General features: G+C 69.4%; 16 protein-coding genes. 7 read left to right on the forward strand and 9 right to left on the reverse strand.

Features of this window, described 5'->3' with window-relative positions:
- The first annotated feature begins 53 nt into the window (after positions 1-53).
- Together ACWD2L_RS29475 and ACWD2L_RS29480 are read left to right on the forward strand one after the other, a co-directional pair.
- Positions 54-1,376: a 3-oxoacyl-ACP reductase gene (locus ACWD2L_RS29475; RefSeq protein ID WP_351339817.1), complete on the forward strand. Its 1,323-nt coding sequence runs from the start codon at positions 54-56 to the stop codon at positions 1,374-1,376.
- A 148-nt stretch (positions 1,377-1,524) separates the two neighbouring features.
- Positions 1,525-2,388: a MaoC family dehydratase gene (locus ACWD2L_RS29480; RefSeq protein ID WP_351339815.1), complete on the forward strand. Its 864-nt coding sequence runs from the start codon at positions 1,525-1,527 to the stop codon at positions 2,386-2,388.
- Here the strand turns inward: ACWD2L_RS29480 and ACWD2L_RS29485 are convergent.
- The 4 genes from ACWD2L_RS29485 to ACWD2L_RS29500 all read right to left on the reverse strand — a co-directional run bounded on the left by ACWD2L_RS29485 (position 2,377) and on the right by ACWD2L_RS29500 (position 5,917).
- The gene (locus ACWD2L_RS29485; protein WP_351339826.1) at positions 2,377-2,991 is read right to left on the reverse strand and encodes a TetR/AcrR family transcriptional regulator; all 615 of its coding nucleotides are present in this window, start codon (positions 2,989-2,991) and stop codon (positions 2,377-2,379) included. The two genes, ACWD2L_RS29480 and ACWD2L_RS29485, sit on opposite strands and share 12 nt — an antisense overlap.
- Positions 2,992-3,225: 234 nt before the next feature.
- Positions 3,226-4,545, reverse strand: a complete 1,320-nt coding sequence (locus ACWD2L_RS29490; RefSeq protein WP_351339813.1) for a dicarboxylate/amino acid:cation symporter — start codon at positions 4,543-4,545, stop codon at positions 3,226-3,228.
- A gap of 373 nt (positions 4,546-4,918) precedes the next feature.
- A complete protein-coding gene (locus ACWD2L_RS29495; protein ID WP_351339810.1) occupies positions 4,919-5,224 on the reverse strand; it encodes a DUF4229 domain-containing protein in 306 nt (101 codons plus the stop codon).
- A 114-nt stretch (positions 5,225-5,338) separates the two neighbouring features.
- Positions 5,339-5,917 (reverse strand): DoxX family protein, encoded by a 579-nt coding sequence (locus tag ACWD2L_RS29500; protein ID WP_351339807.1) that lies wholly within the window; start codon positions 5,915-5,917, stop codon positions 5,339-5,341.
- A gap of 129 nt (positions 5,918-6,046) precedes the next feature.
- Between ACWD2L_RS29500 and ACWD2L_RS29505 the strand changes: the two genes are divergently transcribed.
- Positions 6,047-6,580: a GNAT family N-acetyltransferase gene (locus ACWD2L_RS29505; RefSeq protein WP_351339805.1), complete on the forward strand. Its 534-nt coding sequence runs from the start codon at positions 6,047-6,049 to the stop codon at positions 6,578-6,580.
- A 139-nt stretch (positions 6,581-6,719) separates the two neighbouring features.
- On the opposite strand, the gene mqnE is transcribed toward ACWD2L_RS29505, so the two are convergent.
- From mqnE to ACWD2L_RS29520, 3 genes are all read right to left on the reverse strand, one after another.
- A complete protein-coding gene (gene mqnE / locus ACWD2L_RS29510; RefSeq protein WP_351339802.1) occupies positions 6,720-7,883 on the reverse strand; it encodes an aminofutalosine synthase MqnE in 1,164 nt (387 codons plus the stop codon).
- 93 nt (positions 7,884-7,976) lie between these two features.
- Positions 7,977-8,432 carry an Lrp/AsnC family transcriptional regulator gene (locus ACWD2L_RS29515; protein ID WP_266712846.1) on the reverse strand — a complete coding sequence of 152 codons (456 nt, stop codon included), beginning with the start codon at positions 8,430-8,432 and terminating at the stop codon, positions 7,977-7,979.
- Between the two features lie 109 nt (positions 8,433-8,541).
- Positions 8,542-9,225, reverse strand: coding sequence for a UbiX family flavin prenyltransferase (locus tag ACWD2L_RS29520; protein ID WP_351339800.1), 684 nt, complete (start codon positions 9,223-9,225; stop codon positions 8,542-8,544).
- Positions 9,226-9,306: 81 nt separating this feature from the next.
- Here ACWD2L_RS29520 and ACWD2L_RS29525 point away from each other — a divergent pair, with 81 nt between their 5' ends.
- Positions 9,307-9,927, forward strand: a complete 621-nt coding sequence (locus ACWD2L_RS29525) for a rhomboid family intramembrane serine protease (RefSeq protein ID WP_351339797.1) — start codon at positions 9,307-9,309, stop codon at positions 9,925-9,927.
- Between the two features lie 12 nt (positions 9,928-9,939).
- On the opposite strand, the gene mqnP is transcribed toward ACWD2L_RS29525, so the two are convergent.
- Together mqnP and ACWD2L_RS29535 are read right to left on the reverse strand one after the other, a co-directional pair.
- Entirely contained in the window at positions 9,940-10,845 is a 906-nt protein-coding gene (mqnP, locus tag ACWD2L_RS29530) for a menaquinone biosynthesis prenyltransferase MqnP (RefSeq protein WP_351339795.1), read from the reverse strand.
- Positions 10,845-12,302 (reverse strand): menaquinone biosynthesis decarboxylase, encoded by a 1,458-nt coding sequence (locus ACWD2L_RS29535; protein WP_351339792.1) that lies wholly within the window; start codon positions 12,300-12,302, stop codon positions 10,845-10,847. Before ACWD2L_RS29535 ends, mqnP begins: the two co-directional genes overlap by 1 nt.
- Positions 12,303-12,389: 87 nt before the next feature.
- Between ACWD2L_RS29535 and ACWD2L_RS29540 the strand changes: the two genes are divergently transcribed.
- The 3 genes from ACWD2L_RS29540 to ACWD2L_RS29550 all read left to right on the forward strand — a co-directional run bounded on the left by ACWD2L_RS29540 (position 12,390) and on the right by ACWD2L_RS29550 (position 13,899).
- Complete coding sequence (locus ACWD2L_RS29540; RefSeq protein ID WP_351339789.1) at positions 12,390-12,671, forward strand: PLD nuclease N-terminal domain-containing protein; 282 nt, start codon at positions 12,390-12,392, stop codon at positions 12,669-12,671.
- 5 nt (positions 12,672-12,676) lie between these two features.
- The gene (locus ACWD2L_RS29545) at positions 12,677-13,126 is read left to right on the forward strand and encodes a nucleoside deaminase (protein WP_351339823.1); all 450 of its coding nucleotides are present in this window, start codon (positions 12,677-12,679) and stop codon (positions 13,124-13,126) included.
- Between the two features lie 179 nt (positions 13,127-13,305).
- Positions 13,306-13,899, forward strand: coding sequence for a TetR/AcrR family transcriptional regulator (locus ACWD2L_RS29550; RefSeq protein WP_351339786.1), 594 nt, complete (start codon positions 13,306-13,308; stop codon positions 13,897-13,899).
- The last annotated feature ends 69 nt before the right edge of the window (positions 13,900-13,968 follow it).

Raw genomic sequence — 13,968 nt, forward strand, 5'->3', positions numbered from 1 at the left:
CCTATGAGTAACCTTACTCCGTAGTAAATTTACGCCGAGCTGGGAGCTGGACCGTGGCCGACCGCTATCTGAACTTCACCGGCACGACCCCGGGCCGCTTCCTGACCCGCCGCCTCGGCCTGCCGCAGCCCGCACCACTGCACCGTTTCAGCCCCGAACGCCCGTGCCTGGATGGTCAGTTGCTGCACCTCACGGCGGGCGAATCCACGCATCGCAAGGTCCTCGCGGAGCTGCTGGGCCGCACCGGACTCGCGGTCACGTCCGACGCCGAGCGGCCCACGGCCGTCGTCGTCGACGCCACCGCCGCCCACGGCCTGGACGCCCTCGCCGAGGTGCACGCCGCGCTGCATCCGGTCGTGCGCTCCATGGCGACGGGCGGCCGCGTGGTCGTCCTCGGCGCACCCCCGTCCCCCGAAGACCACCACCAGGCGGCCGTGCAACAGGGCCTCGAAGGCTTCGTGCGCTCACTCGGCAAGGAGATCGGGCGCGGCCGCACCGTGAACCTGGTGCGCGTCGCGGGCCCGGTGGCCGGCGCCGAGTCGACCCTGCGCTTTCTGCTGTCGCCGAAGTCGGCGTACGTCAGCGGGCAGGTGGTCCAAGTAGGCGCTACGGGCGGCGAGTTGAAGCTCCCCGGAGACTGGGAACAACCCCTCGCCGGCCGCACCGCCCTCGTTACCGGCGCCGCGCGCGGCATCGGCGAGGCCGTCGCCGAGACCCTCGTACGGGACGGCGCCGAGGTCGTCCTGCTCGACGTCCCGTCGGCCGGGGCCGATCTCGCGAAGGTGGCGGAGCGGCTCGGCGGGCGCGCGCTGCCACTGGACATCACGGCGGACGACGCGGGTGAGCGGATCGCCGAGTTCGTGCCCGACGGCCTGGACGTCCTCGTGCACAACGCGGGCATCACCCGCGACCGGCGCCTCGCCAACATGGCGGCCGAGCGCTGGAGTTCGGTCCTCGAGGTGAACCTCGCGAGCGTGTTGCGGACGACGGACGCGCTGCTCAAGGCGGGGGCCGTGCGGCGCGGCGGAGCGATCGTCGCGACCGCGTCCATCGCCGGGATCGCGGGGAACGCGGGGCAGACCAACTATGCGGCGAGCAAGGCGGGCGTCGTCGGGCTCGTACGGTCGCTGGCGCCGCGGGCCGCCGCGGAGCACGGTGTGACGGTGAACGCGGTGGCTCCCGGTTTCATCGAGACGAAGATGACGGCGGCCGTTCCGTTGTTCATCCGGGAGGCCGGGCGGCGCATGAACTCCCTTGGGCAGGGTGGGCTTCCGGTGGATGTGGCGGAGGCGACGTCCTGGTTCGCGTCCCCTGCGTCCGGGGCCGTGAATGGGCAGGTCGTCCGGGTCTGCGGCCAGTCCCTGCTCGGGGCGTAACCCCTCCGGGGCGGGCGGGTTCGGGTGCGCCTCGGCACCGGACGCGCCCGGCCCGCCATCCTCCGCTCACGGGGCTCCGCGCCGGACCCCGCGCCTCAATCGCCGGCGGGGCTTGATATGCCCACCCGCCCCTCCCTTAGGACCCCTCATGACCCGCACCGTCGCCCTCGACGCCGTTCCCGCCCTGCTCCCCCTCATGTTGCGCGGCGCCGTACTTTCCCCGTTCAAGCGGCCCCGCCCGGACGCCCCGTTCGCCGATACCCGGCTCACCGTTCCAGGGCTCCGCATCGCGCAGGACCACCTCACCGCCTACGAGCGGACCTGCGGATTCGCGACCGGGAGGCCCGAGTTGGCGCTCACGTACCCGCACGTCCTGGGCTTCCCGCTGGCCATGCGGCTGATGTCGGCGCGCGCGTTCCCGCTGCCGCTGCTCGGCCTCGTCCACACGTCGATCGCGATCACGCAGCAACGCGACCTGTCCCCGACCGAAACGTTCGAACTGGCCGTACGGGTAAGGGAGTTGCGGCCGCACCGCCGCGGCACCGAGGCCGTCGTCGTCACCGAGCTGCACGCCGCCGCGGGCGAACCGGAACCGGTGTGGCAGTCGACCAGTACGTATCTGGCCCGGCACAAGACGTCCGCGCCGGCCCCGCCCGAGGCACCGCGGGAGCCCGCCGAACCGCTGCCCGAGCTCACCCGCTGGCAGCTCTCCGACGACCTCGGCCGCCGCTACGCCGCCGCGTCCGGCGACCGCAACCCCATCCACCTGCACCCGCTCACGGCCCGCCTCTTCGGCTTCCCGCGAGCCATCGCGCACGGCATGTGGACGGTGGCCCGCTGCCTCGCGGAGCACAAGGCGCACGGGCCCGTCCACGTACAGGCCCACTTCAAGGCGCCGGTGCTGCTGCCGGGCGAAGTGGTGTACGCGGCCCAGGGGCCGGCCCTCGAGCTGCGTTCGGCGGACGGGAAGCGCACCCACCTCACCGTCGAGGCGCACCCGCTAACGGGCTGACCAGCGCCGCCCGTCCATCAGGTTGCCGAGCCCCGACCAGGCAAAGTTCATCATCGTCGTGGCGACCTCCTTCGCGGACACCGAAGCGTCCGCGTTCGCCCAGCCGGCGAGCGCCTCCGCCGCGCCGACCAGGGCCTGGGCGAGGCCCGTGACCTCGCGCTCGACCAGCTCGGGCTTGTCGTGCGCCTCGCGCGCGGTCGCCGCGATGAGCCCGGTCACGAACGCGACGATCTCCTCGCGCATGGCGACGACCTCCGCCACGAACGGGTCTCCGCCGGAGCGCGCCTGGCTGTGCAGCACCGCCCATCCGTCGGGCCGCTCGGCGGTGTGCGCGAAGAAGGCGGTGAGGCCCTCCCACAGCTGCCGGTCGGCGGCCACGTCCGTGCGTACGCCTGCCCGGACCGCGTCGACCAGCGCCTTGGCCTCCCGCCGGATGCATGCGCTGAACAGGTCTTCCTTCGAGTTCAGGTACAGATACACCAACGGCTTGGACACGCCCGCCAGTTCGGCGATCTCGTCCATCGACGCGGCCCGGTACCCCCGCTCCCCGAACACCCGGACCGCGGCGTCCAGCATCTGCCGCTCCCGCTCGGCCCGCGGCATCCTCTTCTGCCGCACCACCCCGACCTGCCCCTCGCCACCCACCCCAGCCGCCTCTCTCCGCACGATCCGCACGGACCACCCTACGCAGCGCGGCCGGGGCTTGATTGATCAAGCCCCGCCGGCGATTGAGGCGCCCCCGGTGCGGCGCAACGAGAACGACCGCGAACGCACGTAGTCCCGCCCCCAGGGAGCAGGGGGCGGGACTACGTAGATGGTGGAGCGAACCGGGGGATGTCAGGCGGCGGCCGGGACGGCCACCTCCTGCGGCTCGTCCACCGGGGAGGACGTCGCGTTGTCGTAGGCGTCGCGGTCGAGGATCTTCTCGCGGGCGGAGACGATCACCGGGACGAGCGCCTGACCCGCGACGTTCGTCGCCGTCCGCATCATGTCCAGGATCGGGTCGATCGCGAGGAGCAGGCCGACGCCCTCCATCGGCAGGCCGAGCGTCGACAGGGTCAGCGTCAGCATGACCGTGGCGCCCGTCAGACCGGCGGTGGCGGCGGAACCGATCACCGACACGAACGCGATGAGCAGGTAGTCACCGATGTTCAGGTCGATGTTGAAGATCTGCGCGACGAAGATCGCGGCGATCGCCGGGTAGATCGAGGCGCAACCGTCCATCTTGGTCGTCGAACCGAAGGGGACGGAGAAGGAGGCGTACTCCTTCGGGACGCCGAGGCGCTCGGTGACCCGCTGCGTGAGCGGCATCGTGCCGACGGAGGAGCGGGAGACGAAGGCCAGCTGGATCGCAGGCCAGGCGCCCTTGAAGAACTGCAGCGGGCTGAGCTTCGCGACCGTCCACAGCAGCAGCGGGTAGACGCCGAAGAGGACCAGGGCGCAGCCGACGTAGATGTCGACGGTGAACGTCGCGTACTTGCTGATCAGGTTCCAGCCGTACGTGGCGATGGCGTTGCCGATGAGGCCGATGGTGCCGATCGGGGCGAGCTTGATGACCCACCACAGGGCCTTCTGGAGGAGCTCGAGGACCGACTCGGAGAGCGTGAGGATCGGCTGGGCCTTCTCGCCGACCTTCAGGATGGCGATGCCGGCGACGGCCGCCATGAAGACGATCTGCAGCACGTTCAGCTCGGTGAACGGCGTGATGACGTCCGTCGGGATGATGCCGGTGAGGAAGTCGAGCCAGGAACCGGCGTGTTCCGGCTTGGCGCCGTCCTTCGCGGTCAGGCCCGTGCCGGCGCCCGGGTTTGTGAGCAGGCCGATCGCGAGGCCGATGACGACCGCGATCAGCGACGTGACCATGAACCAGAGCAACGTGCGCGACGCGAGCCGGGCGGCGTTGTTGACCTTACGAAGGTTGGTGATCGACACCAGGATCGCGAAGAAGACCAGCGGGGCAACGGCCAGCTTCAGCAGCTGGATGAAGGTGTCGCCGACCTTCTGCAGGGTGGTGACGAGCCAGGAGATGTCCTGGTTGCGGGCCAGCCAGCCGAGCAGCACACCCAGGACGAGACCGCCCAGGATCTGCGCCCAGAACGGGATCTTGGGTATTCGGAAGCCGGACTTCTGTTCGGCTGCGGGGGTGTTCGCGGACACGGAGGCACTCCAGTGAGGACACGCGGGACAAGACGGGGACGTACAGGAGCGGCGACCGCGAAACGTGGTCAACGGAGCCGCTGCGTCGCTTCGGCCGGAGAAGTCGAAACTGAGCGATCAGGCGCGACAGGCCGCGGACATGCAGCGGCAGAGATCGACATGCAGGCGCTCCACGAGCGCGACGCTCATGGCGGTTTCAGGCGCAACTGATGTCTTCATGACAGGAACGTTAACACCGCAACTTTGAGAACATCAAAGGGCTTCTTTGGGGCAGATGAGGTGCCCGTACGGGCTCAAAGTGGCATTTGCCTTGAAAATGCAGGCGACCCCGGCACCTGATGCGGTGCCGGGGTCGTCCCGAGTGTGAGGAAGCTTACGCGTCCTGTGTGTGGGCGCGGGTGCGGGCGGCGTCGTCCGCGTCGTCCTCCATGGAGCGGTTGGCCGCCATGTTCGACTTGGCGCGGTCCACGCGTTCGATGACCTTCTTGGAGGCGCGGTCGCGCTCACCGCGCAGCACGACGTAGCTGATGGGCGCGGAGATGACCAGGCCGATCAGTGCGATCCACAGCCAGTAGGAGCCACCGATGCCGGCGGGCACGATACCGGTGGCGACGAGACCCCAGACGACGAGGAAACAGCCCACGAAGATTCCGAGCCGCATCAGCGTGTAGCGGAGCATGTCAATCCACTCTTCCGTTCCGAAATGATGCCCTTACAGGACGAGCGCCCCTCCAGTGAAGCACGGGGAGGGGCACTCGATTCCAGCGGGGGCTCGCGGCGTCGGATCGGCGCGTCAGATCAGCCACCGGTTGTTGCGGACGACGGGCAGCTGGGCCCACACCCCGCCGAGACCGTAGTAGCGGCCCGCGCCGGTGGCCGCGGTGATCAGCAGGACGAGGGCGATCATCCAGTGGTCGTCCATGAACGGGTTGCTGTCGGGCCACAGCGAGACGAGCCACATGAAGGCCATCATCAGCGTGCCCGCGGCGGCCGCGATCCGCATGCCGATGCCGAGGACCATGGCGAGGCCGACGCCGAGCAGGCCGAGCATGAAGACCAGGTCGAGCCACCAGGCGCCGGCCACGGAGTCAAACATGTGGGCGAAGGGGCCGGACGTGCCGTGCAGAAGGAAGCCCTCGGTGGGGCTGCCGCCGTTCAGCCAGCTTCCGCCGGAGGGAGTCGCCTTCCCGAAGCCGAAGGTCTTGTCCAGGAAGGCCCACAGGAAGTAGAAGCCGACGAGTACGCGGGACACGGCGAGGATCCCGCGGGCGGCGGGCGCGCGGACGACGACGTCGTCCTGGCTGCCGGCGCCCCGGCGCGGGGCGCCCGTGGCGCTGTGTCGGGCGGGACTGTCCGATGCGTGGAGAGCCATGGCCGTTGCCTTCTTTCGCTCGTGAATACATTCACAAGCTACGCCCGGTGCTTAGCCGCTCCCTACGGCCGAAGGTCCCGATCCGGACGTCCGAACGTCACGACCTCGCCTCTGGTTACGCTCGGACCCATGCGCACCACGACTCCCCTCACCTTCGAACTCGACCCGGCCGTCGACCCCGATCTGCGCGACGGGCTCCTCACCCTGTGGTCGGACGTCACGAACGCCGGCGGCGCGGTCGGCTTCGTCCCGCCGGTCACCACCGAGGACATACGCCCCGAGCTGGTGAAGCGCCTCGCCGACCTCGCCGGGGGCCGGACCCGGCTCCTCGTGGGCCGCGACGAGCAGGGCCGGGTCGCGGCGTCGGCCTTCCTCGCGTTCAACCAACACCGCCTGATGAAGCACCACTTGTGGCTCTACACGGTGATGGTGCACCCCGCGCACCAGGGCAAGGGGTACGGGCGCGCGCTGATGTCTGCCGCCGCGGATGTCGCCCGCTCGTTCGAGGGCATCGAGGCTCTGCGGCTCACCTGCCGTGGGGGTACGGGGGCGGATGCGTTCTACGCGGCGTGCGACTACAGGGAGGTCGGCCGCGTCCCCGGAGCGATCCGGGTGGCCCCCGGAGACGACCGCGACGACATCCACATGATGCTCCCGCTCTAAAACCCCGGGGCTCCGCCCCGGACCCCGCTGCTCAACCGCCGCAGGGGCTTGATAAATCAAGCATTTCCAGCCCCGCCGGCGTTTGAGGCGCGGGGTCCGGGGCGGAGCCCCCTGGCCGGTGGACGGGTGCCCGCCACCATCACACTCGCATGGGCTGCGGCTCATCCCGCCGCCCGGGATCGGCCCCCTCGTACTCACGGATGATCTCGTACCGCGTATTGCGCTCCACCGGCCGGAACCCCGCATCGCGAATCAGATCGAGCAGATCCTCACGCGTCATCTTGTTCGGCGTACCGTAATTGTCCGCGTCATGCGTGATCTTGTACTCGACGACCGAGCCGTCCATGTCGTCCGCCCCGTGCTGCATCGCGAGCTGCGTGGTGTGCAGTCCGTGCATGACCCAGAAGCACTTCACGTGCGGCACGTTGTCGAACAGCAGCCGCGACACGGCGAAGGTCTTCAAAGCCTCCGCACCCGTGGCCATCGTCGTCCCCGCCTGAAGGCGGTTACGGACCTTGCCGTCCTTCATGTCCACGAAGTCGTGCTGGTAGCGCAGCGGGATGAAGACCTGGAAACCGCCGGTCTCGTCCTGCAGTTCACGCAGCCGCAGCACGTGGTCGACGCGGTGCCGGGGCTCCTCGATGTGCCCGTACAGCATCGTCGCGGGGGTCTTGAGCCCCTTCTCGTGCGCCAGGCGGTGGATGCGCGACCAGTCCTCCCAGTGGGTGTCGTGGTCGACGATGTGCTGCCGGATCTCCCAGTCGAAGATCTCGGCGCCACCACCGGTCAGCGATTCCAGCCCCGCCTCGATCAGCTCGTCGAGGATCTCGCTCGCGCCCATCCCGGAGATCTTCTCGAAGTGATGGATCTCGGTCGCCGTGAAGGCCTTGAGCCCGACGTTCGGCAGGGCCTCCTTGAGCGCCTTCAGGGAGCGCGGGTAGTAGCGCCACGGAAGGTTCGGGTGCAGCCCGTTGACGATGTGCAGTTCGGTGAGGTTGTCGCCCTCCATCTCCTTGGCGAGCTTGACCGCCTCCTCGATGCGCATCGTGTAGGCGTCCTTCTCGCCGGGCTTGCGCTGGAAGGAGCAGTAGGCGCACGAAGCGGTGCACACGTTCGTCATGTTCAGGTGACGGTTGACGTTGAAGTGCACGACGTCGCCGTTCTTACGCGTGCGCACCTCGTGGGCGAGGCCACCGAGCCAGGCCAGGTCGTCCGACTCGTAGAGCGCGATGCCGTCCTCGCGGGACAGCCGCTCACCGTCCCTGACCTTCTGCTCCAGCTCGCGCTTGAGCCCTGCGTCCATGTGCCCGTACCTCTCCTCGCTCAACGACCGTCCCACCGTACGCCGTCGCACCGACAGGCCCCGGCAGGGCCCGTCCCCTCACACCTCTTCGGGTCACACCTCTTCGGGGAGCTCCCCCACCCGGTTCTCCCACTTCGTGGAGAGAATGATCGTGGTGCGCGTCCGGGACACGCCCTTCGTACCGCTGAGGCGACGGATCGTCCGCTCCAGGCTGTCCACGTCACCCGCGCGGACCTTCAGCATGTACGAGTCGTCGCCCGCGATGAACCAGCAGTCCTCGATCTCGTGCAGATCGCGCAGGCGGTGCGCCACGTCCTCGTGGTCGGCCGCGTCGGAGAGCGAGATGCCGATGAGGGCGGTGACACCGAGGCCGAGCGAGGCGGAGTCGACGGTGGCGCGGTAGCCGGTGATCACCCCGGCCGCCTCGAGGCGGTTGATGCGGTCCGTGACACTGGGTCCGGACAGGCCGACAAGCCGGCCCAACTCCGCATACGAGGCGCGGCCGTTCTCACGCAGGGCCTGGATGAGCTGCCTGTCCACGGCGTCCATAAGGTCCATTGCCTTTCATTGTTCAGCGTTGACGTGATCTTACGCGTACAATCGAAGGCGCGCTAGGGTTTATCATCGCAAAATCTAAAGTCCACGCATCACGTCCGCGTCACTCGGCTGCACGGGAGCCTCCCCCGAGCTCGCCCTCCCACCGGCGGTACAGCGTGTGCGGCACTCCCGCCGCGTCGAGCGTCCGCCCCGCGACGAAGTCCACGAGATCCTGGATGTGCGTCGCCCCCGCGTAGAACGCCGGTGACGCGGGCAGCACCACGGCGCCCGCCTCGTCGAGCGACACCAGGTGCTTGAGCGTCTGCCCGTTCAGCGGCGTTTCCCGTACGGCGACGATCAGCGGCCGCCGTTCCTTGAGCGTCACACTGGCCGCGCGTTGCAGCAGATCCTTCGAGAGCCCGAGCGCGACACCGGCCACGCACGCCGTCGAAGCGGGCACGATGATCATGCCCTTGACCGGGTACGAGCCGGAGGACGGGCCGGCCGCGAGATCACCGGCGGGCCAGTACCGCACGTCGTCGAGTCCGATGTCACCGAACGTGTCGGGCTTGCCGTCGGCGCCGCGCGCCAGCCACTGCGCCAGGTCCTCGCGCCAGTGCGCGTCCCGGAGCGGGATCCCCGTCTCGTCGAGCAGCGTGAGCCGCGAGGCCCGTGAGACGACGAGGTCCACGGATTCGCCGGCCGCGAGCAGGGCGCGCAGCACGGAAGCGGCGTACGGGGTACCTGACGCTCCGGACACCCCGACGACCCAGGGCGTGCGGCTGCTTGCTTTCACGTGCTCCACACCACGAGCCTATCCGTCGGCCCCGGAGGGGAACTTGCGCAGGGGCGACGAGCGTTCTTTCCATGACGGGCGGGGGCTGGGATGACGTACGAGGACGGATCGGGCGCGGCGGCGGTGCCGCGGCGGCCGACGCGCGGGCGGGCGCTGGCGGCGGGCAAGGTGATGCTCGCCTGGGTGGCGCTGCTCTGGCTCATCGAGGTGGTCGACGCGGCATCGGGGCAGGCGTTGGACACCTTCGGCATTCAGCCGCGCGAGGCCTCCGAGCTGATCGACGTCGTACCGGCGTCCTTCATCCACTTCGGCTTCGCGCATGTCGCGGCGAACTCGATACCCCTGCTGGTCCTCGGCTTCGTCGCGGCGCTCGGCGGCCTGCGCCGCTTCTTCCTGGCCTGCGCCCTGATCATCGTGGCGGACGGGCTCGGGGTGTGGCTGGTGGCCCCGGCGCACACGAACACGGCGGGTGCGTCGGGCCTCATCTTCGGCCTGTTCGCCTTCGTCGTCCTGTCCGGTTTCGTGGAGCGCCGGCCGCTCGGCATCGTCGTCGGCGTCCTCATAGCCGCGTACTGGGGCACGTCGTTCCTGGCGGGCCTCTCCCCCACGAACGACGGCGTGAGCTGGCAGGGCCACCTGATCGGCCTCGCCGCGGGGGTGGCGGCGGCGTTCCTCTTCCGCCGCCGCCCGTCGGCCCAGGGCTCGTTCTAGGGCCTGTCGGTCCTAGACCGTCAGTCCCCGCACGAGCAGATCCAGCAGCGCGCACGCGAAGAGTGCGATGCCGATGAAGCCGTTGACCTGGAAGAACGCCCGGTTGAGGCGGGACAGGTCGCGGGGCTTCACGATCGTGTGCTCGTAGAGGAAGGCGCCCGCGACGATCACGAGGCCGACCCAGAAGAAGGTGCCCGCGTCCGTGGCCAGGGCGTACCAGACGAACAGGGCGGTCGTGAGGGTGTGGCAGACCCGCGCGCCCCAGATCGCTCCCGGGATGCCGAAGCGGGCCGGGACCGACTTCACGCCGACCTCGCGGTCCGTCTCCACGTCCTGACATGCGTAGATCAGGTCGAAGCCGCCGATCCAGATGCCGACGGCGAGGCCGAGGATGACAGCGGTCCAGGACCACTCCCCCGTGATCGCGATCCACGCGCCGATCGGGCCCATCGCCTGGGCGAGGCCGAGGATCGCCTGCGGGAAGTTCGTGAACCGCTTGCCGTACGGGTAGACCACCATCGGGATCACCGCGATGGGCGCCAGCGCCAGGCAGAGCGGGTTGAGGAGCGCCGCCGCGCCGAGGAAGACGACGACGGCGACCAGCGCGCCGGTCCACGCGGTCTTCACCGACATCGCGCCGGTGACCAACTCGCGGTGCGCGGTGCGCGGATTGCGGGCGTCGATCTCCCGGTCGATGATCCGGTTCGCCGCCATCGCGAACGTCCGCAGGCCGACCATCGCGATGGTGACCAGGAGCAGGCGCCCCCAGTGGATGTTCTCGTCCAGCTGGAACATCGCCGTCAGGGCGGCGATGTACGCGAAGGGCAGCGCGAAGACCGAGTGCTCGATCATGACCAGGCGCAGAAACGCCTTGGTCCGTCCCGGCTGCTGCGGGATTGCTGCTGAAGCGCTGGTCACTAGAGTCCGTACTCCTTCCAACGGCGGTCCACCAGGGCCGCCGTACGGGGGTCGGAGACGACCATCTCGGGCCAGCCTCCGTCCCTCGTGTAGCCCTCCTCGGGCCACTTCTTCGTCGCGTCGATGCCCGCCTTACCGCCCCAGAACTGCTGGTACGAGGCGTGGTCGAGGTGGTCGACCGGGCCTTCGGCCACGGTCAGGTCCCGGGCGTAGTCGGTGTTGCCGAGGGCTCGCCACGAGACTTCATGAAGGTCGTGGACGTCGCAATCGGAGTCGACGACGACGATGAGCTTCGTCAGCGACATCATGTGCGCGCCCCAGATCGCGCTCATCACCTTCTGGGCGTGCTTCGGGTACTTCTTGTCGATCGAGACGATCGCGCAGTTGTGGAAGCCACCGGACTCCGGCAGGTGGTAGTCGACGATGTCCGGGACGATCACCTTGAGCAGGGGGAGGAAGAAGCGCTCCGTGGCGCGGCCCAGCGGACCGTCCTCCGTCGGCGGGCGCCCCACCACGATCGACTGGATCAGCGGGCGCTTCCGCATCGTCACGCAGTCGATCTTCAGCGCCGGGAACGGCTCCTGCGGCGTGTAGAAACCGGTGTGGTCGCCGAAGGGGCCCTCAGGGAGCATCTCGCCCGGCTCCAGCCAGCCCTCGATGACGACCTCGGCGTTGGCCGGGACCTGGAGCGGCACCGTCTTGCAGTCGACCATCTCGACGCGCTTGCCCTGGATGAACCCGGCCAGCATGTACTCGTCCATGTCGCCGGGCAGCGGCGCCGACGACGCGTACGTGACCGCCGGCGGGCAGCCGAAGGCGATCGCGACCGGGAGCTTCTCGCCCTTGCGGGCGGCCACCTGGTAGTGGTTCCGGCTGTCCTTGTGGATCTGCCAGTGCATGCCGATGGTGCGCTTGTCGTGGCGCTGAAGGCGGTAGAGCCCGAGGTTGCGGACGCCCGTCTCCGGGTCCTTGGTGTGGGTGAGCCCCAGGTTGAAGAAGGAGCCGCCGTCCTCGGGCCAGGTGAACAGCGCGGGCAGCTTGTCGAGGTCGACGTCCTCGCCGTGCAGCACCACCTCCTGCACGGGGGCGGCGTCCGACTTCACCTTCTTCGGCGGTACGTGCGTCATCGCGCCGAGCTTGCCGAACGCCTCGCGGATGCCGACGAAGCCCTGCGGCAGCTCCGGCTTCAGCAGGCCGCCGATCTTGTCGCTGATGTCGTTGTACGACGTGAGGCCGAGCGCCTTGAGGAGCCGGCGGTCGGTGCCGTACACGTTCATCGCGAGGGGCATCGACGCGCCCTTCACGTTCTCGAAGAGGAGGGCGGGGCCGCCGGCCTTGTTCACCCGGTCGACGATCTCACCGACCTCCAGGTGCGGGTCGACCTCGGCCTTGATGCGCTTCAGGTCGCCTTCGCGCTCCAGAGCCCTGAGCAGGGAGCGAAGATCGTCGTAAGCCATGCGTTCCAGTATCGGGCACCGGTTACGCTGGCCCGGTCACCGGGGGCCCGATGTGCCCCGTTCCGCTCCTTGGGGGATCGCGACACCATGCTGCGCTACTTGCCGTTCCTGCTGGTCCTGGCGCTCTGGATCTACGCGTTCATCGACTGCCTGAACACCCCGGAGAAAGAGGTGCGGGGCCTGCCCAAGCTGGCCTGGGTCTTCATCATCCTGCTCTTCGGCCAGGTGCTCCTCGGCCCGATCGCCTGGTTCCTGGCGGGCAGGCCGCGCCGCGCTCCGGCGGGCGGCGGCAGCGCGCGGTTCGTCGCGCCCGACGACAACCCCGAGTTCCTGCGGTCCCTGAGGGACGACGACAAAAAGGACGAATGAGCACCATGGATCTCGACCTCGCCCGCACCTGGCTCGCCACCGCCGTGGAGGAGGCGAGGGACAGCCTCGCCGAAGGGGGCATCCCGATCGGCGCCGCCCTGTACTCCGCCGAAGGCAAGGTGCTCGGCCGCGGCCACAACCGGCGCGTGCAGGACGCCGACCCGTCCGCACACGGGGAGACCGACGCCTTCCGCAGGGCGGGCCGGCAGCGCACGTACAAGGGCACCACGATGGTGACCACGCTCAGCCCCTGCTGGTACTGCTCGGGCCTGGTACGGCAGTTCGGCATCTCGCGCGTGATCCTCGGCGAGGCGCACACCTTCCACGGCGGACACGAGTGGCTCGCCGAGCAGGGCGTGGAGATCGTGGTCCTGGACGACCCCGAGTGCGTGACGATGATGTCGGAGTTCATCGCGGCGAAGCCGGAGCTGTGGCACGAAGACATCGGGGAGTGAGCCATGGCTGGGGGACGTCGAGCGGTCCCCTGTGCCGCTCGACGCCCCCGCACCTGAGGTGCCCCCCTCGGGCCGTTCGCGGAGATCAGTGTGGCTCAGCACCATACTGAACTGGAGTGAATTTCTAGAAATTCACTATAGAAACACAGCCCCGACGGTGCCTTAGGCTGGTCGTCGACATGAGCCCCAAGCAACTGCGCGGCACGGAAACCGTCGACCGCCTCCTCGATGCCGCACTGCGCGTCTACGCGGACGCGGGCGAGCAGGGCATCACCGTCAGCTCCCTGACGCGCACGGGCGGGGCCAGTCCCGGCAGCCTGTACCACCACTTCGGCAGCGTCGACGGGCTGATGCAGGCGCTGTTGCTGCGCTGGCTCGGCCGGCTCCTCGAGGAACTCACCGCGGCCCTCGAACGCTCCCGCACGCCGCGCACGGGAATCCGCGCGATCGTCGAGACGTATCTGCGCTTCATCCGCGAACACCCCGACGCCTCCCGCCTGTTGCACTCCTCGTACGCCGACCGGCTCGGGATGGCGCAGGCCCGCCAGTTGCGCGACGCGCAGGAGGCCCGGCTCTCCCCGCTCACCGTGTGGATGCGGCAGCACGTCGACTCCGGTGCGGTCGCACCGCTGCCCGAGCCGCTCATCGAGGCGCTGGTGCTCGGCCCCGTCGTCGGCCTCGCGCGCGGCTGGCTCGCCGGGACGCACGAGACCGACCTCGACCAGGCCGCGCGCGTCCTGTCGGAGCGGATCTGGCGCTCGCTGGGCCCTTGACCGGCCGCTACCCGCGTACGCGAAAGGCCGGCCCCGCAGGACCGGCCCTTCACCACTGCGCCGAGGCGG

It is taken from the genome of Streptomyces sp. NPDC002754, from assembly GCF_053592315.1.

Bases quoted from the DNA above. Each gene is read 5' to 3' on its own strand.
- ACWD2L_RS29480 (WP_351339815.1), top strand. From the start codon at position 1,525: ATGACCCGCACCGTCGCCCTCGACGCCGTTCCCGCCCTGCTCCCCCTC.
- ACWD2L_RS29485 (WP_351339826.1), bottom strand. From the start codon at position 2,991: ATGCCGCGGGCCGAGCGGGAGCGGCAGATGCTGGACGCCGCGGTCCGG.
- ACWD2L_RS29495 (WP_351339810.1), bottom strand. From the start codon at position 5,224: ATGCTCCGCTACACGCTGATGCGGCTCGGAATCTTCGTGGGCTGTTTC.
- ACWD2L_RS29500 (WP_351339807.1), bottom strand. From the start codon at position 5,917: ATGGCTCTCCACGCATCGGACAGTCCCGCCCGACACAGCGCCACGGGC.
- ACWD2L_RS29505 (WP_351339805.1), top strand. From the start codon at position 6,047: ATGCGCACCACGACTCCCCTCACCTTCGAACTCGACCCGGCCGTCGAC.
- mqnE (WP_351339802.1), bottom strand. From the start codon at position 7,883: ATGGACGCAGGGCTCAAGCGCGAGCTGGAGCAGAAGGTCAGGGACGGT.
- ACWD2L_RS29515 (WP_266712846.1), bottom strand. From the start codon at position 8,432: ATGGACGCCGTGGACAGGCAGCTCATCCAGGCCCTGCGTGAGAACGGC.
- ACWD2L_RS29525 (WP_351339797.1), top strand. From the start codon at position 9,307: ATGACGTACGAGGACGGATCGGGCGCGGCGGCGGTGCCGCGGCGGCCG.
- ACWD2L_RS29535 (WP_351339792.1), bottom strand. From the start codon at position 12,302: ATGGCTTACGACGATCTTCGCTCCCTGCTCAGGGCTCTGGAGCGCGAA.
- ACWD2L_RS29540 (WP_351339789.1), top strand. From the start codon at position 12,390: ATGCTGCGCTACTTGCCGTTCCTGCTGGTCCTGGCGCTCTGGATCTAC.
- ACWD2L_RS29545 (WP_351339823.1), top strand. From the start codon at position 12,677: ATGGATCTCGACCTCGCCCGCACCTGGCTCGCCACCGCCGTGGAGGAG.
- ACWD2L_RS29550 (WP_351339786.1), top strand. From the start codon at position 13,306: ATGAGCCCCAAGCAACTGCGCGGCACGGAAACCGTCGACCGCCTCCTC.